We start from the raw sequence: 16989 nt of genomic DNA, 5'->3' as shown, positions 1-16989 counted from the left end.
GCGGCGATTTGCGGGACCGTCGCGTGGCTTGTGCTTTTGACGAGCTCGCCTCAAGAGCCTGATGCCGCGCATCCTGAACGCTACGCGCACCGGCACGATGTCCGGTATGTGAGCCAGGAGACGGGATCGAGCCTGCGAATTCTGCTCGGCTCGACGTTTGCCCTGGTCCTGGTGGCGTTCGGATGTCACTTCGCGACCAGGGACATGCGAGATGGGACGTAGCCGCAGCGTGTTCGTCGCTGTTGGACCATGCTTCGCATCGCCTGGAGCGCTGCGTCCGGGGCACGAGCACACATGAAAAGCCGCCCCTGACATGGCCAGGGGCGGGTTTCGAAAAGTCGGTCTAGTGACCGGTGCCGGGCTTCGTCGTCTTAGGCGGCTTGCCGTCTTCGACGCGGCCTTCGTTCCTGAGGTCGCGACCCTCCTGAGCCTTCTTCTGGCTCTCGGGCGATTTGCCGTGCTCGTACAGCTCTTCCTTGACGTAGCCGGCGGCTTCCTTGGCTTTACCTTCAACGCTCATTGCAATCTCCTCATCTGGAGATGGATCAATGTGCGGCAGAGCCGACCGTTCCTATGCGCCGGTCATCGTGAGGATGCGCTTGCCGTGAGCCGCTACGCAGCGATCCGCCGTTCGACAGGTGCCGTCAGATATTTGAGCATCTGCGCATGCTCGAGGTCGGGAACCGCAATCGCCGTGTGGCTGTAGACCGCATGGGTCCGTGAGTTTGCGATTCTGTCCAGGATCTCTTTGCCCTTGATGACGTGGAGGCCCATGCCTTCCTGCGAGGGGAAGATCGCCAGCACCACGTCGTAGGCCGCGATGACGGCCTTGAGCGCTTCAGCCTTGTCCTCGGCGATGTCAACAAACACGCGAACATCAGCCGCGAGTTCACGCAGCTCGTCAAAATTCAGCACTGTGGGTTTACTCCAACGCAACGATACTGGCGGGGAGAGTGGATGGGTTAGGTTACCGAAGTCTCAACAAGGCGTGCCGGGCCGCAGGTTTCACGATGAGGTGACGCGTTGGCTGGGGATAACCGCGGTGCGGTGACGGTCCGCTCATTTCGGCGCAGCGCGCCTAGCGCTTGGCTTCGTCGTTGCGAAGCCTGTTATCCCCGGCCTCGTCCACGAGCTTCAAGGCGCTGCCGTCGTAGCTCAGCTTGAGCCCACGGCCGACGGTCCACGTCCACCCCTCGCGGGCGTCCCTGGTCGGCTGGGCGTTGAACTGGTCGGAGATCGACTTGACGGCCGCGTCCTGCGGCCCCGGATTGTTCAACGCGGCATTGACGCGCCGGATGGGGTGGCTGGCGTCGACGTCGTCATTATAGACCGTGACTTTGGCGCCGTTGATTTCGCATTCGAGGATGTACGAACCGCGACCCTGTCGGCAGCGGTAGTGACGTTGCGTGACGAGCTTGTTGGTCTCCTCGAATGTCATCCCGGGCGAAAAGCCGAAGATGTCGGATTTCTTGACCTGTGCCAGAGACGCAGGCTTCAAAAACTCCGGCTGGATGGCGACCAGGGCAGCGACCGCAACGACGATCAGGCCGGCGATAACAATGGCAATCTTCATCAGCCCCTCACGAGAAACATCCGACCATATAACAGCCGGCGCGCTCCGCCAGGCCTCCAAAAGCGAAAGCCCCGCCTGGGGGAAGCGGGGCTCTCTGATGGGGGTGAAGCTTGGGGACTTCAATTAGTTAGACGCGCCAGCGGCAGAATGGTTCAAAGCCAACGCCGCAGCATGCTGCGACACTTTCGCGGGACAGGCTGGAACCCCAGCCGAAGCCATGCTTGTGTTTTGGGCCTCAATGGGTTCTAAGCCCCGTGACTTCATGACCTCCGGCGTGAATCGGCATCACACTTGCGTGGTTCAGCCGCGTCCTGAGCAGGCTCTGCTCACCCGCACAAAAGGAATTCAGACATGGCGAAGATGACGAAAACTCAATTGATTGATGCAATTGCCGAGGGCACGCAGCTGTCGAAGAACGACGTGAAGTCGGTCATCGAGTACATGGCGACGGTCGGCTACAAGGAGCTCAACGAGTCCGGCGAGTTCGTCATTCCCGGCTTCGCCAAGATGTCGGTCGTGAACAAGCCGGCGACCGAAGCCCGCATGGGCGTCAATCCCTTCACCAAGGAGCCGATGCAGTTCGCAGCCAAGCCGGCGAGCAAGTCGGTGAAGGCCTCGCCGCTGAAGGTGGCCAAGGACTCGGTCTAAGCGACCCGCGACGTCGTCGCGGCGGCTCCCTGTCGCGGAGCGCCGCAACGATCGCCGGCTGGTGTGCCGGACGCGGATAAGGAACTCTCGGGCGTCGTCAGGCTTTGCTTCCCAAAGGGAGACGTCACATGGCCAGTCTGAGCGAGGAACAGATCCGGGACCGCGCCTATCATCTCTGGCGGCAAGCCGGCGAGCCCGCAGGGAGGATGGACACTTTCTGGTATGAGGCCGAAAGGATGCTCCTCGCCGAGCGGGCCGCGCAAGGCGAAGTCCCGCCAGGGCTGAACGACAATCTGCCGGTCTGACGGTCAACAAAGGCCGCACGAAAATTTGCCGTACGCCGGAACGTTGTCCGGCGTTCGGCGGTTAAGATGACGGCGACGGAATCTTGCGCGAAGCTGACAGTCGTCAAAGCAGCCACCCGGTGTAACGCCCGTGTGGCTGCTTTGTTGTTTGCTGCCTTGTTGTTCGAGCGCGCGGCGCAAAGAAAAACCCCGGCGTTGGGGACCGGGGCTTCTCAAAGCTGGACGGCCGCGTCGCACAGCCGCCAGCACCACTGAATTCGACCTGATAACGCGGGGCGGGGACATTCGTTCCGGCCGCTACTCCGTCGACACCGACACATCGATGATCGCCGGCGGATCGATCTGGCGCTCGCGCCAGACGATGAATTCGCATTTGGGATTGAGCCACTGATATTCGGAGCCGCGCGCCTTGAGGTGCGCAAGCGCCGCATCGTGCGCCGTGGTCTCGTCGGGGGCCTCGACCATGATCTCCACGGTCTCCTCGATCTGACGAACCACTTCGACGGCGTAAAATTTCCTGGTCACGGTCCCTCGCTCCGGAATGGCTAACGGCGAGGGCGGCGGCGCGTTCCCAAAAGAAAAACCCCGCGCTTGCGCACGGGGCTCTCTTGGCCGGCGGCGTTGGGATTTCAGCGCCTGGCCGCCAGCGCCTCGAACTTAAGGTTGAAAATCCAAAAAGCAACCCGCCGTGGCGCGGAGCATGTTCGTCAGGTGGCGGCCGCCAGTAGCCGGGCGCGGAAATCCCCAGCTTTCAGGGGGCCGCGCAGCGCGAGCAAGGCTTGAGGCGATGTGTGTGGGAAATCGCGCGCGAGGGGCTGGACTTTTTGTTCTCCTTTTGTTCTAGTTGGTCATCACGTTGGAGGTGACTCATGACCGTCGAGAAACAGCGCGAAGTGATCAGGCTCTGGAATCAGCTGAGGAAGGTCGAGGGGCCGGCCGCAGAAGAGCTCCGCATTCAGATCCTCGAATGTTTTTCCGAGAAGGGCAACGCCAAGCGAGCGGCGTGAGGCGCGCCGGCGGGCCACGACGGCGACCCAGTCAGCGCGATCTCATCTGCCGTTGAAAATCTTGCCGATGAAGCCGTGACGGCGCGCGCCTTCATCGATCGTTAGGAGTCGCGCCGCGCTGATTTGCTCGACTCCGATTCGTTCTTTGCGAACGAAATGGAGTCGGATGCAGAACAAGGCGTGCCTTCTGTGTCGATGCGGGACAGTCCTTCTCGCCGCGCGTGAGCGTGATGCTTCGCACGGTCCCGCCCTCGTGTCCTCGTTACGGAATGAGGCGAGGGAGAGCGACATGGATGCGTGCTGGTTTCTCGCCGAGATCGTCAAAGTGTTCTGGTACGATAGGCATCCGCGACTGCGCAAAGGCAGGCCCTCGGTGCCGCAGGTGCCGCCGCCACTGAAGCCCGACGATACGGAGTGATCGGTCCTTCGCTGCGATCGTGCGTTCGCTTTCGCGACGATCCGCACCACTTGTTAAGAGTTGCTCCGCGCCGATTTCTTCGATTCCGATTCGTTCTTCGAGAACGAAATGCGGGCGAAGCTGGAACAAAGCCGTATCGCGGCTCCGCCGGAGTGTTTACGAGTTTTGGTGCGGACGTTGTCTGAAGCGGCGCGCCGGGATCTCGAGGCTTGCGCAAACTCCTAACGAAAATTTGCGGGAAAGCCGATAACCCTATTCGGTTAGGTTAAAACCCCAATCGCGTTGCGCTTGCCGCTGCTTGGGATAGGTGTCTTGGCAAGGACAAGAAACGACTTTGCCCAGAAGCAAGTTTGCATGACACCTTTTTCAGAACCATCCTTCTTTCAGGGCGACCGGCACACCTACCGGCGCGTCGCCGTCGTCGGCTCGCTGTTCTGCCTCGCCTTCGTGGTGATCAGCTTCTCGCTGCGGCCGCAGCTCGAGGACACGCGCGTCGCGGTCAAGGCCGACCGGCTGGTGCGCACGGCAGGCCAGGCGCCCCACACCAATTAGCGCTCGTCACCATAGGTGCGGTCGTCGGCGGAATGGCCCGGGCACGCGGTGCCGCGGCGCGCAAGCGCGACGAAGCCGGCATAGCCGGACAGGTTGAGCAGAACTTCAAGCCACGCGGGCATGTCGGGTCCCTTCTTGCGTGAAGAGGGTTCAACGTGCGCGGGAAACATTTGTTCCGTGCTCGCCAGAAACAAGCCCGCTTACAGCGGAGAGGAGGGGTCCAGCCGCCGGCCGAGGGTCGCAACGGACGCGCTCGACGGCTGCTCCTTGAGGAACTCGGCGATGGCCCGTGCCAGCTCGCCGTCGCTCATCGGCGTCGGCGGCGGGCGCAGCGCGCCGACACCGAAGTTGCGGACGATCTCGTCGTAATGCTGGTCGCGGGATTTGGGAACGAGCCTGCGGATGCGCCCCAGCAAAGCGGATAGCGGCAATGTGTCCTCCTCGGCATCCGTCCCGTTGGCAGCCATTGATGTCTGCTGCCCTTTTCTGTCCGTGAAACTTCTTTCCGTGAAACCAAAAACCCCGCCAGCATCGCGGAGATGCTGACGGGGCATCGTGCTGTCGCCTCAACCGGATAGCGGAGGCTTCCGCACTCGCAGATGCAATTCGCCCGAACCGGCTTTCGTTCCGCTCGTGCCGATATTTTTCTGCTGCCCGGGTTCCACTCCTCGCGCGCAACCATCGCGGGCCGGCGACGTTGTCCCCGCGAGACGCGAAGGAGGAGAGTCATGAAGAAGACATTGGCAGTTCTGGCCACCGTTGCGGCCGTCGGCGTGACCGCGGTAGCGGCGCCTGTGCCTGCAGAGGCGCGCGGTCGCGGCATTGGCCCGGGCCTCGCATTCGGCCTCGCCGCCGGCGCGATCACAGCAGGCGCGATCGCTGCGTCCCATCCGTACGGCTATGGTCCGGGCTACGGCTATTATGGCGGGCCCGCCTATTACAGCCCCGGCCCGTATGCCTATTACGGCGATGGGCCGTACTACCCCCGGCGCCACTACTACCGCCACTGGTAACGGATGACCAAGTGAAAAGCCCGGAGCGATGCTCCGGGCTTTTTTCATGCGTGGCGATCGGAGGTGCCTTTATGGCCAGAGCGAGGGCCGCTCCACCTTGCGCGCATTGTCGAGCGTCGACACGAAATACTCTTCGCGCTCGCGCTGGAATTTTTCCTGGGTGGCACGGAAGGCGGCGACACGGGCGGCGATCTCTTCGCGTTCGCGGATTTTGCGTTGTTCGTCTTCGGTCATGTCAAATCCCCTCTACACGTCAGTATCTGTGCACTCCAATATGTGTGCACGGCCGAACTCACGCACTGCCGCCGCAATCACGTTGAGTCGCGTTAACACATGCATTGGCGCTTCTGATTGGGGCGTCAATGGGGAGGAGGCATTGCAGGATTGTGATAAGCGAAGGTCGGAAAAAATTGCCGACCGCGCTTGCGCGATTCTCACACGGCAGTGGATAACAGCGTCAACTATCTTGTCGCTTGCGCATGGAGCGGCCAGCGCAAGGCCAACATGGGAGGCCGCGCGTGATTGCATCGGATCTTCGCAGCGGCGTCGAACGACTCGGCGACATGATCGCCGAGTCCAGGACCATCGTGCCGTTCACCGGCGCGGGCATCTCCACCGAATGCGGCATCCCGGACTTCCGCTCACCGGGGGGAATTTGGACGCGCAACCGTCCGATCCCGTTCGACGAATTCGTCGCCAGCCAGGAAGCTCGCGACGAATCCTGGCGCCGCCGCTTTGCGATGGAATCTGTCTTTGCCGCGGCCAGGCCCGGCCGCGGCCATCGTGCGCTCGCCTCGCTCTACCGCGCCGGCAAGGTTCCCGCCGTCATCACCCAGAACATCGACAATCTGCACCAGGCTTCGGGCTTTGCCGCCGAGCACGTCATCGAGCTTCACGGCAATACCACTTATGCGCGCTGCATCGGATGCGGGCAGGCCTATCAGCTCGACTGGGTGAAGCGCCGCTTCGACGAAGACGGCGGCGCACCCAACTGCACCGCGTGCGACGAGCCGGTGAAGACCGCGACGATCTCGTTCGGCCAGATGATGCCCGACGACGAAATGCAGCGCGCGACCGCGCTGTCGCAAGCCTGCGACCTCTTCATCGCGATCGGCTCCTCGCTCGTGGTGTGGCCGGCGGCGGGCTTTCCGATGATGGCGAAGAACGCCGGTGCACGTCTGGTGATCATCAATCGCGAGCCGACCGATCAGGACGACATCGCCGACCTCGTTATCCGCCACGACATCGGCGAGACTCTCGGGCCCTTTGTCGGAAATTGAGGCATCAATTTGATTCGCGGCTGTGCAAGCTGTTCATAGGTTCCGGCGAATCATTTTTTTATCTATGCGCCGCAACCGGGAGTGTTATCTTTTGAGTCGAAAGATTCGCATCGCGTCGAATTGAGAACATTCTCTTAAGACGCGTGATTCGACGCCGCCGCTGAGGCGGGTTGCAATGGGCAGTGTGGGGTCCGGGGTTATGGGGTCGTCGGACGGATTTGAGTCCAAGAAGATCGGAGTTCCCGCTGTGGGCGAGCACGGCGGCGGTCGCGATAACGCGCTAAGCCCGTTCAGCGGACTTGGTGAAGGCAGTGCCAACCTCGTCGAGGTTCACGGCGTCATCAAATGGTTCGACGCTTCAAAGGGCTACGGCTTCATCGTTCCCGACAATGGCTGGCCGGACGTGCTGCTGCACGTCACCGTGCTCAGACGCGACGGCTTCCAGACCGCCTATGAGGGCGCCCGCATCGTCGTCGAGTGCATCCAGCGCGCCAAGGGCTACCAGGCCTTCCGCGTGGTCTCGATGGACGAGTCGACCGCGATCCATCCGGCGCAGATGCTGCCGCCGCGCACCCATGTCACGGTCACCGCGACCAGCGGGCTGGAGCGAGCCCAGGTCAAATGGTTCAACCGCCTGCGCGGCTTCGGCTTCCTGACCTGCGGCGAGGGCACGCCCGACATCTTCGTGCACATGGAGACGCTGCGCCGCTTCGGCATGACCGAGCTCAGGCCCGGCCAATATGTCCTGGTCCGCTTCGGGCCCGGCTCCAAGGGCATGATGGCGGCCGAGATCCATCCCGAGACGGGATCGCCGGGATTGCAGTCGCACTAGCGGCGATCGCCAACTCCCGCAATCGTGACAAGAGGCGCGCGGGCCGTCCAGCGCGCCTCTGGCTTTTGTCGCGATCGCCGCGTAAGGACTGGTCCAGTCCCACGCCCCCTCGAGTACCGTCCCATGAATTTTGACCGAAAGGCCGTCTGGTCCATTGCGAGGGGCTGGCTGGCCGCCATCCTCGTCGTCGGCTGTGCCGTCGGGAGCGCGCCGGTGCGCGCCGCCAGCTTCCAGCCGCTCGAGATCGTCACCAGGAACGGCGTGCAGGTGTTCTCGGTGGAAATGGCGACGACCGAGGAGGAGAAGCAGACCGGGCTGATGTACCGCAAGGAACTGGCCGACGGCAAAGGCATGCTGTTCGACTTCAAACCCGAGCAGGAAGTGTCGATGTGGATGAAGAACACCTATGTCTCGCTCGACATGATCTTCATCCGCGCCGACGGTCGCATCCTGCGCATCGCCGAAAACACCGAGCCGCTGTCGACCAAGATCATCTCGTCCCAGGGGCCCGCGCGGGCCGTGCTGGAGGTGGTGGCGGGAACGGCGCAGAAATACGGCATCCGTCCCGGCGACCGCGTCGGCCACCCGCTGTTCGGCACCAAGTAGGGCGACCCGGCGGGGTTATTGCCGCCTTGCTGGCGGCTTGAAAGCTTGATGGCGCTTTGGGAAGCGTGTATCGACGGGGCTCGCTGGACATTCGGGGTATAGCGCAGCCTGGTAGCGCGGCAGTTTTGGGTACTGCAGGTCGTTGGTTCGAATCCAGCTGCCCCGACCAGTAAAATCAAAGACTTAACCGGAAGTCGGAAATCTGAAATCGACTTGAATCGCCACCGGGTAGCCACCGGTTTGAAACTTCTCCGGCCGAAATATTTTTTGGCCTGCCCTTACGGATTCGAGCGAAGCGTCCTAGCTTGTTGCACCTATTGGAATTCAGCGGCCCTCGCTGAAATCGACAGGACCGATTTAGTATTTTGCGGCAGCAAGCATACTAGATCCATATGCGCTGACTGGCTTTAGCCGGGGCGCTGTCTCCACCTCCCCCTTGGAGGCCCTTGTGAACTTCCTCTCCATTGATGACGTGACAGCCGCTACCGGCCTGTCGCCGTCGACACTCGCCAAGAAGCGCATGGCCGGCACAGGGCCGGCCTTCTTCAAAATCGGCCGCGCCATCAAGTATGCTGCCACCGATGTCGACGCTTGGATATTGACCCGGCGGCGAACCTCGACCTGGGTCGCGAACGATAACAAGGCCGGCGAGGTGGCGGCGTGAACTACACAGCAGCCAGCACACCCGACTTCGACGCGATGAGCGATGGGGATCTGTACGACTGGCGAGAAGAAAGGGGCACGACGGGCATGACCGAGAGGCACGCCGATCGCTGCACCCGGTTCAGAAAAACATTGGGCGAGCGGATATCCGCAGCGTCGCCTTACATGCCCAATAGCAGGAAGTACCCGAACCGATATCGGTGTTTTGATCTTCGGGGCTGGTATCAGGTTGTAGTTCCACCTGGCCGCCGGGCGCTGAACGAAGAGACCGTCGTCAGCCTGATGAAGTCAATCGAGGCCATTGGCCTACAAAGCCCGCCGGCCGTTCGTTTGGTCACGATGATGCTAGAGGGTGAAGAGCAGGATAACGTCCCGGTCCTCGTTTACGGCCATCACCGGATTGAGGCGGCAAAGCGTCTTGGCTGGAAGTGGATCGAGTGCCTTGTTCTCGACCTTGATGACATCGCAGCCGAGCTTACCGAGATATCCGAGAACCTTCACCGCGCAGAGCTAACCGTCCTTCAGCGAGACGAACAGATTGCCCGCTGGATCGAGCTGACCACCGTCAAGCCCGAGATATCGAGTGACGACGCCAAACCTGCGCAAGTTGCACAGGTTTCCGGTGGGCGAGGAAACAAGGGCGGCATCAGCGAAGCATCCCGCGAGCTTGGCATTGAGCGTACCGACGCCATTCGCGCGACGAAGGTCGCCGCGCTGTCTCCAGAAGCGAAGGCTGCCGCCACCGACGCAGGCCTTGATGACAACAGATCCGCGCTTCTGGAAGCCGCGAAGGAGACCGAGCCAGAGAAGCAGGTTGCGGTGATCCGGGATTGGAAGCAAGAAGCCAAGAGACTGAAGGACGTAAACAAAGACCTGCGCGGGAAAATCGAAGCCCGCGATGCGTTGGAGCGTGTCGAAGCGAATCTGGTGAAAACGCATAGCGCCCGCGCCATGTTTGCCGAGGCAGATAAAGAGCGGCTGCAAGCTGAAGTCGATCGGCTGACGGAGGAAAACGCCGCGCTCCGCACCGCCAAGGAAGACAGCGACGCGCGCTACCGCGAGCTATGGGCGTTCGTAGATAAAGATGCGCGCGACGCCTTCATGGCGCAAATATCGCGAGAAGCCGCCTAGCGCACGACTGGCCCCTAGCCAGGTGCACCGCTCCAAAAGGAGCAACCCCCGCTATTTTTTCAAAGCCACCCTTGGCCGGCGCCGAGGACATGGCCTAGCTAGCTACCCGACAATGAGCGCACCGGCCTCGGCCGTGGCGAGATACCTGCCCACCCCAATTAGGGGAAATCAACTTGAAGATCTTAAAGACACGCCCCGCACCACGCGGGAGCGGAACGATCGCCTTTGCAGACGTTGAAGTTTGCTTCGGCATCAAGATGTTCGGCCTGCGCGTCGAACAAAGGCCCGACCAGACCTTCAGGGTCTATTCGCCGAACGCAAACGGAGGACGCACGGCCGCTTTTAATCCGGCTGCGGTCGATGAGATCGCTAGGGCCGTAATCAAATTTGAGAACACTTTTGGAAGTGAGCCTTCTGCCGATGACTGCATCACAAGCTGAATTCAAACTCTCACGCGCCGACATGGTCGAGCAGATGGATCTGCGACTACACGGGAACATTCTAGTTCCGAAGGTTGCGAACTTCGACCCGGCCACGGTGACCTTGGAAAACCTCGTGACGCTGTTGCGCAACGAGGCACCGGGTGAGGATATTTCCAGGGGTGTCATCTATACGGACGATTGGCATTACAAAGACCGCCGCGTTCGCAACCACAATAACGTTTTCATCTCTTGGCCCTCAGAAGAGGCCGACACTGTTCTGCATAAGCAATTGCAGGGCACTGAGGAAGACGGCGCGTTCATTGTTGAAGACCTCGGTCGCGCTGCTCTTGGAGGCGGCGTCAAGTACTTCCCGCCAAAGACCGATCCCAAGGCCGCCAACGATAACAAACCTTCTCAGCCGGCACCGGCCGAGCGACCGACCAGGCCGGCGTTGTCGCATGACGAGGAACGCGAACTGCTTGAGCGCTTCCAGCGCGAGCAACTTCTCCCCGGCGAGCGCGGCAAACTTGTATTCGACGACAACATCTGGCGCGCGTGCTCAACGGGAGCGTTCTGGCACATCACCGAGGCCGTGGTCGAGGGCTTTGCCGGTGACGTGTTCATCGGCCCGCTTGACCACGCGCCGAAATTCCGGGCCGAGAATGGCACCCTCGAAATCATAACGCCGCTCGCACCGTTTCCGCTTGTTGATCCCTCCGAATGGAGAGGCGTTGTCGCAACGGTGCGGGAGTGGTTTATCACTGGCCTTATTCCCCATCGGCAGGTGACCTTGCTCTCGGGTGACGGCGGTGTCGGCAAGTCGCTTCTCGGATTGCAGATCGGCGCGGCGTCGGCCCTGGCGATTGATACGCTAGGGTTGCAGCCCAGCCCAGGCCGGGTGCTGTACCTCGGTGCAGAAGATGAAGCCGAGGAATTCCACCGGCGGCTTGAGGATATCTGCGCAGCTCATCACCGTGAGATCGGTGATCTCGCCGACCTCCGCATCTTGCCTCTCGCGGATCAGGACGCGCTGCTATCCGTGCCAGACTCCAAAGGGATTATGGAGTCGACCTCGCTGTGGCGCCGCGTCGATCGGTTCGTGAAGGAGTGGAAGCCTCGCCTAGTCGTGCTCGACACTGCGGCTGACTTGTACGGTGGCGATGAGGTGAAGCGCTCGCAGGTTCGCCATTTCGTGGCGATGTTGCGAAAGATGGCGATCGCGCGTGACTGCGCGGTGTTGTTGTTGGCGCATCCTTCTATCGCCGGCATGGCATCAGGCTCGGGCTACAGCGGATCGACGGCCTGGAATAACTCAGTGCGCTCACGCCTATATCTGACCAGCGGCGAGGGGGACGTCCGCATCCTCAGGACTGTCAAGAGCAACTACGGCAAGATCGGCGACGAGATGCAGCTTGAGTGGTGCGAAGGCGCGTTCGTGCTGCACGATCCTTCCAAGCCGGGGATTGCTGACGGGTTGCTTAATAGCCGGGCCGATAGTGTGTTCGTGTCGGTGTTGTCGAAGCTCAACCGCACCGGCCAGCGGCCCAGCCCGAACAAGTCGCCGAGCTACGCGCCGCGCATGATGCAGAAGCACCCAGACGCGAAGGGCACGAAGATGCGTGACCTCGAAATGGCGATGCAACGGTTGCTAGACGCCGGCACTATCAAGATCGTGCAGGAAGGCCCGCCATCACGTCGGTTTAGTCGGCTGATCGTCTCCGCGGAGGACTTCGGAGGGGTAGATGATGGGTGACTTCGCACCGGCTTCGCACGCCTTCGAACCACTTCGCATGCTTAGCTAAGTTATTGAAATCCTTGATGTTCGCATACCCCCTTCGCACCATTCGAACGGTGCCGCAAGTAGTTGATTTCATTGACTTCGCACGCCTTCGAACGGGTGTTCGCACAGTCCCCCATACCCCCTAAGCGCCCTTGGGGCGCGCGCTCTTGGAGGAGCGCGGCACCACGGGCTTTAAAAACGAGAAAGCGACGCATGAATTACGCAAACGACAACAGCCACCACACCGCACCGATCGTCACGCGCCTTCGCCGCGCAGGCCGATACGGGGATCTCGGCAACCTGGTCCGCTTTGCTGGCCCAGATCAGGTTTCGCAGCATGCCGACAACGACGACGTCGCCGAAGGCTATGCGATCGACACCGTCTACGAAATCCGCCCAACCGAAGGTGAGATCGAGCGAGCCTGCATGAAACAGGACGTACATGGTATCGGCCTGAGGTTCGATAGCCGGGGCAGAATCACGGCCTATCGAGTGCACGACGCCAGTGGTGATCCCATCTTGGACAATCAGGGGGAAGAGCGGTGGTTTCCCGCGCGGGAGGGCTATAGGCAAAGCAAGGGCGCGCGCCGAAAGTCGCAAATTGAATTGGCCGAGGAGAGCGCCCAGCACCTATCCCTGCGCGGGTCTGGCGGCTTTCCGGAGCGCTCCAGCTACGTTGAGCGCGGTAGCGGCGGGGACGACGCATGGCGTATGCGCCACGCGCGGATGTGCGACCTTATCGCCGGCCTGTACAATGGCCGTAGGTCGGAAATCGACCGCCTCGGCATCGGGGCACGTGCCAGCTTCGAGGCGGCCCGCAGCGCTGTTGGCATGGATCCAGCCGAACGCGGCCCGACCGTCGTTGCTCGCGGCGCTGTATTCCTGGCAGGAAAGACGCGACGGAATGTTCTGGCCGCGGAAGGCTCATTTGTCGGCGCTCCCGATGCCGCCGAAAATGCGATTGTTGCCGCCATGGACGCGCCCGCTGTAGCGCGCAAACTGGGTGAGCATGCTGCGGTATTAAACGAGGCTCTAGACGGCCTAACGGCCCGCCAGATGGCTGCCAAGCGCGGCTGGGGCGACAGCAAGGCGGCTGAGCAGCGCGCGATCCGAGCGCAGGATAGGGCTATAGAGGCGCTTGCCGCGGCGCAAAATCTGGCCGCGTAAATTATTTTGTGTGGAGTACTGCCTCCGGGCCGCTTCGGAACGAAAGCAAGTGAAGGCCACGTTTGTGGCCCGACGTGACGTGCAAAAACTGGCGCTGGTTCGATCCCGGCGCACCTCTTTTCCGGCGTAGTGCCGTGAGCCGCCTTTCATTTCATCTCTGATAACTAGGATTTAATCGCCATGCGAAAGCGCAGGGCCACCCAGGTCGTCGCGCGACGGCTTGGTCTCAATGTCAATCGCTTGGCGGCGCTGGTGCAGCGTGTCTCGGAGGCGGGCTTACTACCCGTGACGGCGGGCAGCACGCGCCCCGACTTGTCGCATCGGCAACTCGCCACGCTGTTACTGGCTGCAATCGCCGACAACGGACTTGGCAACGCGCCGGCCACGGTCCGGGAGGTTTCCGCGCTTACCGCCGGCGCACTTCGTTTTGACGACTGGCTTGAATCCGCAATTGCCGGGCGTGTGAACGCAGATCCGATCCTGTCTGTCGTGCTTCAACTCGATCCGACAGCCGTTACCGTGTTGACCAGCGCGACGCAGCTGGAATTCGGCAACCCCGCCCACGGAGCAACCACTCGCGTCACCGCAATCAGTGGCAAGGCACTCCGCGCAATCATCGAGGATTTTTCGGAATGAGTTGGGGCAGATTGGCGCGATGGAACTACGCGCGGTCGTTCGGTTTTGTCGAATACGACTATCCTCCCGGCGAAGCCGTGTTCATTCACGCGTCCGTCCTGCAGCATGCCGGCATAGAGCCATGCGACGGCGTCGCGATCGAATTTGACACTGAAGTCCACAGCGGCAAGCTGCGCGTGAAGTGGGCGAAGCGCCTGCGCACTTGGGACGAGCCTGATCCCGAAGAGGATGCTGAGGACGATCCGCAGCGAAAAATCGCGGGCCGGATCGTGCACGTCAACGACGCGAAGCGCTACGTTTTCGTATCTCGCGACGATAGGCGTGGCGTGCGCGTTTTCTGTCGGCTCGGGGACCTTCAGCGGGCTGGCGTGCCCGCCGCAATCGGGGTGCGCCTCCTTTTTGAAGTCGGCGAGCGCGATGGCAGGCCCTGCGTTGTCGGGATCGAGCCTCACGTCCACGCCGACCACTAAACCCCTGTCGGCCATTACCCTCCTCTTACCAACCATCCCCGCGCCACGTGTGTCGCTTCTAGGAGTATTACAATTGGCTAAAACCAAATCCGAACCTACCTTAATCGAACGCATCCGCGCGGTGCATCCGCGCTACGCTGATCTTCTTGAGGCTCAGGAGCGCTTGCTTGCTCGCCAAGCCATCGCGCAAGCAGAAGCGCTCCCACTCGGCCAGGAAGAACGCCGCGCGCTGCTGGGATGGGTCGTGCAACAGCCCAAATCCAAACCGCGCCCCATCGTACGGCATGCCGGGGCTGTTGACCTTGTGGGTGACTTGTTGTCGCCGCAGCCCGAGACCGAGGTCAACCCTCCGCCGTCGCCGCCGACGTGGGCCGGCGAGAAGCGCAGCCGCGAACTTGGGGCGGAGTTGGAGGCCATCGCCGAGGCGCTGAAACTTCTCGCCCCCGAGATCACGAAGGCGCGGAAGGAATATTCCAAGCTTGTCGTGGCACAACGCGGCCAGGAATACAAAGCAGTCGCCGAAGCTGTCGTTAGCGCCGCCTGCGCGCTTGGCGATGCAATTCTTGCGCACCACCACTTCATCACGGCTCAACGGTTGGACGGCGTGGCTTACTCAATGTATCGCCCTTTGAATCTGGAGCGGTTTGGAAACGTGGACGAGTCAGGCTCGCCGCTGATGCGCACGATCGTGGATGCTGTGGAGCAAAAGCACGTTGGCGCTGGCAAAATTCCGGACTGGAAAATGCCTGCCGACATCACATTGTTTGCGGGCGGCAATTGATATGACCAAGAAGAAAGCAAAGACGGTAACCGAAACGCGCGCAGAGATCCGCGGCATGGTCGCGAAGCTTGACGAGATCTGTAAAGCCGATGTGCGCAAACACGCGGCGAGGAGGAAGCCAAGCCGCAGCGCGCGATTGAAGCAGGCGGAGAAAGAAGTGAAGGACACTAAGCCGCGGGACCGCCGCCTAGTGTTCAAGGAAATGGATCAGTAACGCCGCGCGCTCTTCCTTTCTACCGGCCGCGACAGGCGAGACGCGATCGGGGAACGTCGCGTCTCGCCACCAATCAATACAAAGCAGGAAATTATTTGATGAGAGATATTAGCCAGAATCTGGGCTTTACCCAAACCATTGTGCCTGCGGTGCAGGCTGCCACGATCAACGGTACGAGCGTAGACACGCTAGGGTTTGAATCCGCTGCGATCATGATCAACACAGGCGCAATCGTCGGCGCGGGCAACTTTACTGCAAAGGTGCAGGATAGCTCTGACGGCACCAACTTTACGGATGTGCCTGCAACACTGCTTGTCGGGGCGCTGCCTGGCGTGCTCGCAGCAAGCAGCTCGTACAAACAGGGTTACCTCGGTGGCAATCGATACCTTCGGGCTGTGTTGACGCTGAACTCCGGGACCTCGCTCGCTGCTGGTGCGACCGTTGTGTTGGGCAGTCCAAAGGTCGCGCCGGTCAGTTAGCGGCGCGCGATGGGCGGCGCGTTCGGGAACAGCGCGCGCCCATCAACAATGCCGGCTAGGGGGGTAGGGGGTGACTCAAAGTGTGCAGTCTACCGCGCCGCGTGCCGGTGTTGGCCTAGAGCGCGCGCGATTGCTGCCCCGGTTCAAACAAAAATTCGGAGGGCCAAATGGCCAAACCAACCGGTGCCCCAACGGCACCCAAGCATCTACGCACCCATACGCGAAGGTGGTTCGATCAGGTTATCAGTGACTATGAACTAGACGGACACCACGTCAAGCTTCTCACCCTAGCTTGCGAGGCGTGGGACCAGGCACAGACCGCGCGAGAAGTTCTTGATTGTGACGGCCAAACCTTTCTCGATCGCTTTGCTCAACCGAAAGAGCGGCCGGAAGTTGGCATCCTGCAAAACGCCAGGATTTCTTTCGCCCGGTTGCTGCGCGAGCTGGCGCTTGATGGCGTTGACGGTCCCGAGGCGCCGCGCATGGCGAGGACTCCGGATTACGGGAGCCGAAGATAGTGCCAGTCCGTAAGCGGAAGGATAGGCGGCGTAACGCCGGCACGCTGGAGAACTGGGAGTGGACTTTGGAGCTTGGATGGCCATGCACAGGAGATCTGGACGGAATCTGCGAACTCGACGCGAAAGGATACCCCGACAGGGAGGCGGCACGGGCTGCCTGGCGACTTTATGGCGCAGAGATTATGGCCAGGTGGCACGCTGAACACCCCAAAGGATCCCGCTACATCTGCTGGGGACTCGAACAGTTCGGAGAGCCGACCTGATGCCCGCGCGATTGAAACGAGATCGGCGCCGCCGCTCCCCGCACATCTCGCCTGAAGCAGTAGCCCTGTTCCGGCGGGGCCTCGCCACCAGCGATCCACATGAGTTGCACGACATTAAGATCGCCCTGGCCTCCACCCTTGGCCGGAGCAAGTTCGCTGCCTGTCCTCTGGATCGTGAGCCACGATCGTTGCTCGGATGCGACCGCGAACCTGTTGAAGTCGTGCTCGGAC

27 protein-coding genes and 1 tRNA gene are annotated in these 16989 nt (G+C 61.4%); 21 read left to right on the top strand and 7 right to left on the bottom strand.

Going from position 1 to position 16989, the window contains the following annotated elements:
- Positions 1 to 343: 343 nt before the first annotated feature.
- The 3 genes from IVB46_RS30265 to IVB46_RS30255 form a co-directional block, all read right to left on the bottom strand.
- Complete coding sequence (locus IVB46_RS30265) at positions 344 to 520, bottom strand: hypothetical protein (RefSeq protein ID WP_014495468.1); 177 nt, start codon at positions 518 to 520, stop codon at positions 344 to 346.
- Between the two features lie 92 nt (positions 521 to 612).
- A complete protein-coding gene (locus IVB46_RS30260) occupies positions 613 to 915 on the bottom strand; it encodes a hypothetical protein (RefSeq protein ID WP_028161315.1) in 303 nt (100 codons plus the stop codon).
- Positions 916 to 1078: 163 nt separating this feature from the next.
- The gene (locus IVB46_RS30255) at positions 1079 to 1573 is read right to left on the bottom strand and encodes a hypothetical protein (RefSeq protein ID WP_247310557.1); all 495 of its coding nucleotides are present in this window, start codon (positions 1571 to 1573) and stop codon (positions 1079 to 1081) included.
- Between the two features lie 351 nt (positions 1574 to 1924).
- Between IVB46_RS30255 and IVB46_RS30250 the strand changes: the two genes are divergently transcribed.
- Positions 1925 to 2221 carry an HU family DNA-binding protein gene (locus tag IVB46_RS30250; RefSeq protein ID WP_071914190.1) on the top strand — a complete coding sequence of 99 codons (297 nt, stop codon included), beginning with the start codon at positions 1925 to 1927 and terminating at the stop codon, positions 2219 to 2221.
- Between the two features lie 128 nt (positions 2222 to 2349).
- Positions 2350 to 2526, top strand: a complete 177-nt coding sequence (locus IVB46_RS30245; RefSeq protein ID WP_247310553.1) for a DUF2934 domain-containing protein — start codon at positions 2350 to 2352, stop codon at positions 2524 to 2526.
- 297 nt (positions 2527 to 2823) lie between these two features.
- Here the strand turns inward: IVB46_RS30245 and IVB46_RS30240 are convergent, their stop codons facing one another.
- On the bottom strand, positions 2824 to 3051 hold the full coding sequence (locus IVB46_RS30240; protein WP_063983455.1) for a hypothetical protein: 228 nt from the start codon (positions 3049 to 3051) through the stop codon (positions 2824 to 2826).
- A gap of 344 nt (positions 3052 to 3395) precedes the next feature.
- Between IVB46_RS30240 and IVB46_RS30235 the strand changes: the two genes are divergently transcribed.
- The 3 genes from IVB46_RS30235 (at position 3396) to IVB46_RS30230 (ending at position 4503) form a co-directional block, all read left to right on the top strand.
- A complete protein-coding gene (locus IVB46_RS30235) occupies positions 3396 to 3533 on the top strand; it encodes a hypothetical protein (RefSeq protein ID WP_177243661.1) in 138 nt (45 codons plus the stop codon).
- A 289-nt stretch (positions 3534 to 3822) separates the two neighbouring features.
- Entirely contained in the window at positions 3823 to 3951 is a 129-nt protein-coding gene (locus tag IVB46_RS44940) for a hypothetical protein (protein WP_256468663.1), read from the top strand.
- A 354-nt stretch (positions 3952 to 4305) separates the two neighbouring features.
- Complete coding sequence (locus tag IVB46_RS30230; RefSeq protein WP_039148983.1) at positions 4306 to 4503, top strand: hypothetical protein; 198 nt, start codon at positions 4306 to 4308, stop codon at positions 4501 to 4503.
- On the opposite strand, the gene IVB46_RS44935 is transcribed toward IVB46_RS30230, so the two are convergent.
- Together IVB46_RS44935 and IVB46_RS30225 are read right to left on the bottom strand one after the other, a co-directional pair.
- On the bottom strand, positions 4500 to 4625 hold the full coding sequence (locus IVB46_RS44935) for a hypothetical protein (RefSeq protein WP_085965803.1): 126 nt from the start codon (positions 4623 to 4625) through the stop codon (positions 4500 to 4502). The genes IVB46_RS30230 and IVB46_RS44935 overlap by 4 nt on opposite strands.
- Positions 4626 to 4703: 78 nt before the next feature.
- Positions 4704 to 4970 carry a hypothetical protein gene (locus tag IVB46_RS30225; protein ID WP_175627352.1) on the bottom strand — a complete coding sequence of 89 codons (267 nt, stop codon included), beginning with the start codon at positions 4968 to 4970 and terminating at the stop codon, positions 4704 to 4706.
- Positions 4971 to 5231: 261 nt separating this feature from the next.
- On the opposite strand from IVB46_RS30225, the gene IVB46_RS30220 reads away from it, so the two are divergent.
- Positions 5232 to 5516, top strand: a complete 285-nt coding sequence (locus IVB46_RS30220) for a hypothetical protein (protein ID WP_247310548.1) — start codon at positions 5232 to 5234, stop codon at positions 5514 to 5516.
- A 69-nt stretch (positions 5517 to 5585) separates the two neighbouring features.
- Here IVB46_RS30220 and IVB46_RS30215 read toward each other — a convergent pair whose 3' ends face one another.
- Positions 5586 to 5750 (bottom strand): hypothetical protein, encoded by a 165-nt coding sequence (locus IVB46_RS30215; protein WP_014495457.1) that lies wholly within the window; start codon positions 5748 to 5750, stop codon positions 5586 to 5588.
- Positions 5751 to 6034: 284 nt separating this feature from the next.
- Here IVB46_RS30215 and IVB46_RS30210 point away from each other — a divergent pair, with 284 nt between their 5' ends.
- The 15 genes from IVB46_RS30210 (at position 6035) to IVB46_RS30140 (ending at position 16495) form a co-directional block, all read left to right on the top strand.
- Positions 6035 to 6796, top strand: coding sequence for an NAD-dependent protein deacetylase (locus tag IVB46_RS30210; protein ID WP_247310545.1), 762 nt, complete (start codon positions 6035 to 6037; stop codon positions 6794 to 6796).
- Positions 6797 to 6995: 199 nt separating this feature from the next.
- Complete coding sequence (locus IVB46_RS30205; RefSeq protein WP_028150990.1) at positions 6996 to 7628, top strand: cold-shock protein; 633 nt, start codon at positions 6996 to 6998, stop codon at positions 7626 to 7628.
- Between the two features lie 123 nt (positions 7629 to 7751).
- The gene (locus IVB46_RS30200; RefSeq protein ID WP_038959501.1) at positions 7752 to 8234 is read left to right on the top strand and encodes a DUF192 domain-containing protein; all 483 of its coding nucleotides are present in this window, start codon (positions 7752 to 7754) and stop codon (positions 8232 to 8234) included.
- A 92-nt stretch (positions 8235 to 8326) separates the two neighbouring features.
- Positions 8327 to 8403 (top strand) — tRNA-Pro (locus IVB46_RS30195).
- A 279-nt stretch (positions 8404 to 8682) separates the two neighbouring features.
- Complete coding sequence (locus tag IVB46_RS30190) at positions 8683 to 8898, top strand: helix-turn-helix domain-containing protein (RefSeq protein ID WP_247310542.1); 216 nt, start codon at positions 8683 to 8685, stop codon at positions 8896 to 8898.
- The gene (locus IVB46_RS30185) at positions 8895 to 10028 is read left to right on the top strand and encodes a ParB/RepB/Spo0J family partition protein (RefSeq protein WP_247310539.1); all 1134 of its coding nucleotides are present in this window, start codon (positions 8895 to 8897) and stop codon (positions 10026 to 10028) included. Before IVB46_RS30190 ends, IVB46_RS30185 begins: the two co-directional genes overlap by 4 nt.
- Before the next feature lie 173 nt (positions 10029 to 10201).
- Entirely contained in the window at positions 10202 to 10468 is a 267-nt protein-coding gene (locus IVB46_RS30180) for a hypothetical protein (protein WP_247344095.1), read from the top strand.
- Positions 10449 to 12203 (top strand): AAA family ATPase, encoded by a 1755-nt coding sequence (locus IVB46_RS30175; protein ID WP_247344092.1) that lies wholly within the window; start codon positions 10449 to 10451, stop codon positions 12201 to 12203. The genes IVB46_RS30180 and IVB46_RS30175 overlap by 20 nt, the downstream gene beginning before the upstream one ends.
- A gap of 240 nt (positions 12204 to 12443) precedes the next feature.
- Positions 12444 to 13397 carry a hypothetical protein gene (locus tag IVB46_RS30170; RefSeq protein WP_247344089.1) on the top strand — a complete coding sequence of 318 codons (954 nt, stop codon included), beginning with the start codon at positions 12444 to 12446 and terminating at the stop codon, positions 13395 to 13397.
- Between the two features lie 180 nt (positions 13398 to 13577).
- Positions 13578 to 14033 carry a hypothetical protein gene (locus IVB46_RS30165; protein ID WP_247344086.1) on the top strand — a complete coding sequence of 152 codons (456 nt, stop codon included), beginning with the start codon at positions 13578 to 13580 and terminating at the stop codon, positions 14031 to 14033.
- Positions 14030 to 14503 (top strand): hypothetical protein, encoded by a 474-nt coding sequence (locus IVB46_RS30160; RefSeq protein ID WP_247344082.1) that lies wholly within the window; start codon positions 14030 to 14032, stop codon positions 14501 to 14503. Before IVB46_RS30165 ends, IVB46_RS30160 begins: the two co-directional genes overlap by 4 nt.
- Before the next feature lie 73 nt (positions 14504 to 14576).
- The gene (locus IVB46_RS30155) at positions 14577 to 15284 is read left to right on the top strand and encodes a hypothetical protein (protein ID WP_247344079.1); all 708 of its coding nucleotides are present in this window, start codon (positions 14577 to 14579) and stop codon (positions 15282 to 15284) included.
- A 1-nt stretch (position 15285) separates the two neighbouring features.
- Positions 15286 to 15498: a hypothetical protein gene (locus IVB46_RS30150; RefSeq protein ID WP_247344076.1), complete on the top strand. Its 213-nt coding sequence runs from the start codon at positions 15286 to 15288 to the stop codon at positions 15496 to 15498.
- 98 nt (positions 15499 to 15596) lie between these two features.
- Positions 15597 to 15977: a hypothetical protein gene (locus IVB46_RS30145; RefSeq protein ID WP_247344073.1), complete on the top strand. Its 381-nt coding sequence runs from the start codon at positions 15597 to 15599 to the stop codon at positions 15975 to 15977.
- A 167-nt stretch (positions 15978 to 16144) separates the two neighbouring features.
- Positions 16145 to 16495, top strand: coding sequence for a P27 family phage terminase small subunit (locus tag IVB46_RS30140; protein WP_247344071.1), 351 nt, complete (start codon positions 16145 to 16147; stop codon positions 16493 to 16495).
- Positions 16496 to 16989: the final 494 nt, after the last annotated feature.

Source organism: Bradyrhizobium sp. 61 (genome assembly GCF_023073075.1).
Taxonomy (GTDB): domain Bacteria; phylum Pseudomonadota; class Alphaproteobacteria; order Rhizobiales; family Xanthobacteraceae; genus Bradyrhizobium; species Bradyrhizobium barranii.
Note: the sequence above shows the minus strand (reverse complement) of the source record. Positions and strands in the feature narration are given on the sequence as shown.

Bases quoted from the DNA above. Each gene is read 5' to 3' on its own strand.
- IVB46_RS30225 (WP_175627352.1), bottom strand. From the start codon at position 4,970: ATGGCTGCCAACGGGACGGATGCCGAGGAGGACACATTGCCGCTATCC.
- IVB46_RS30235 (WP_177243661.1), top strand. From the start codon at position 3,396: ATGACCGTCGAGAAACAGCGCGAAGTGATCAGGCTCTGGAATCAGCTG.
- IVB46_RS30160 (WP_247344082.1), top strand. From the start codon at position 14,030: ATGAGTTGGGGCAGATTGGCGCGATGGAACTACGCGCGGTCGTTCGGT.
- IVB46_RS30150 (WP_247344076.1), top strand. From the start codon at position 15,286: ATGACCAAGAAGAAAGCAAAGACGGTAACCGAAACGCGCGCAGAGATC.
- IVB46_RS30250 (WP_071914190.1), top strand. From the start codon at position 1,925: ATGGCGAAGATGACGAAAACTCAATTGATTGATGCAATTGCCGAGGGC.
- IVB46_RS30205 (WP_028150990.1), top strand. From the start codon at position 6,996: ATGGGGTCGTCGGACGGATTTGAGTCCAAGAAGATCGGAGTTCCCGCT.
- IVB46_RS30170 (WP_247344089.1), top strand. From the start codon at position 12,444: ATGAATTACGCAAACGACAACAGCCACCACACCGCACCGATCGTCACG.
- IVB46_RS44940 (WP_256468663.1), top strand. From the start codon at position 3,823: ATGGATGCGTGCTGGTTTCTCGCCGAGATCGTCAAAGTGTTCTGGTAC.
- IVB46_RS30145 (WP_247344073.1), top strand. From the start codon at position 15,597: ATGAGAGATATTAGCCAGAATCTGGGCTTTACCCAAACCATTGTGCCT.
- IVB46_RS30200 (WP_038959501.1), top strand. From the start codon at position 7,752: ATGAATTTTGACCGAAAGGCCGTCTGGTCCATTGCGAGGGGCTGGCTG.
- IVB46_RS30265 (WP_014495468.1), bottom strand. From the start codon at position 520: ATGAGCGTTGAAGGTAAAGCCAAGGAAGCCGCCGGCTACGTCAAGGAA.
- IVB46_RS30220 (WP_247310548.1), top strand. From the start codon at position 5,232: ATGAAGAAGACATTGGCAGTTCTGGCCACCGTTGCGGCCGTCGGCGTG.
- IVB46_RS30245 (WP_247310553.1), top strand. From the start codon at position 2,350: ATGGCCAGTCTGAGCGAGGAACAGATCCGGGACCGCGCCTATCATCTC.
- IVB46_RS30215 (WP_014495457.1), bottom strand. From the start codon at position 5,750: ATGACCGAAGACGAACAACGCAAAATCCGCGAACGCGAAGAGATCGCC.
- IVB46_RS30255 (WP_247310557.1), bottom strand. From the start codon at position 1,573: ATGAAGATTGCCATTGTTATCGCCGGCCTGATCGTCGTTGCGGTCGCT.
- IVB46_RS30175 (WP_247344092.1), top strand. From the start codon at position 10,449: ATGACTGCATCACAAGCTGAATTCAAACTCTCACGCGCCGACATGGTC.
- IVB46_RS44935 (WP_085965803.1), bottom strand. From the start codon at position 4,625: ATGCCCGCGTGGCTTGAAGTTCTGCTCAACCTGTCCGGCTATGCCGGC.
- IVB46_RS30165 (WP_247344086.1), top strand. From the start codon at position 13,578: ATGCGAAAGCGCAGGGCCACCCAGGTCGTCGCGCGACGGCTTGGTCTC.
- IVB46_RS30140 (WP_247344071.1), top strand. From the start codon at position 16,145: ATGGCCAAACCAACCGGTGCCCCAACGGCACCCAAGCATCTACGCACC.
- IVB46_RS30230 (WP_039148983.1), top strand. From the start codon at position 4,306: ATGACACCTTTTTCAGAACCATCCTTCTTTCAGGGCGACCGGCACACC.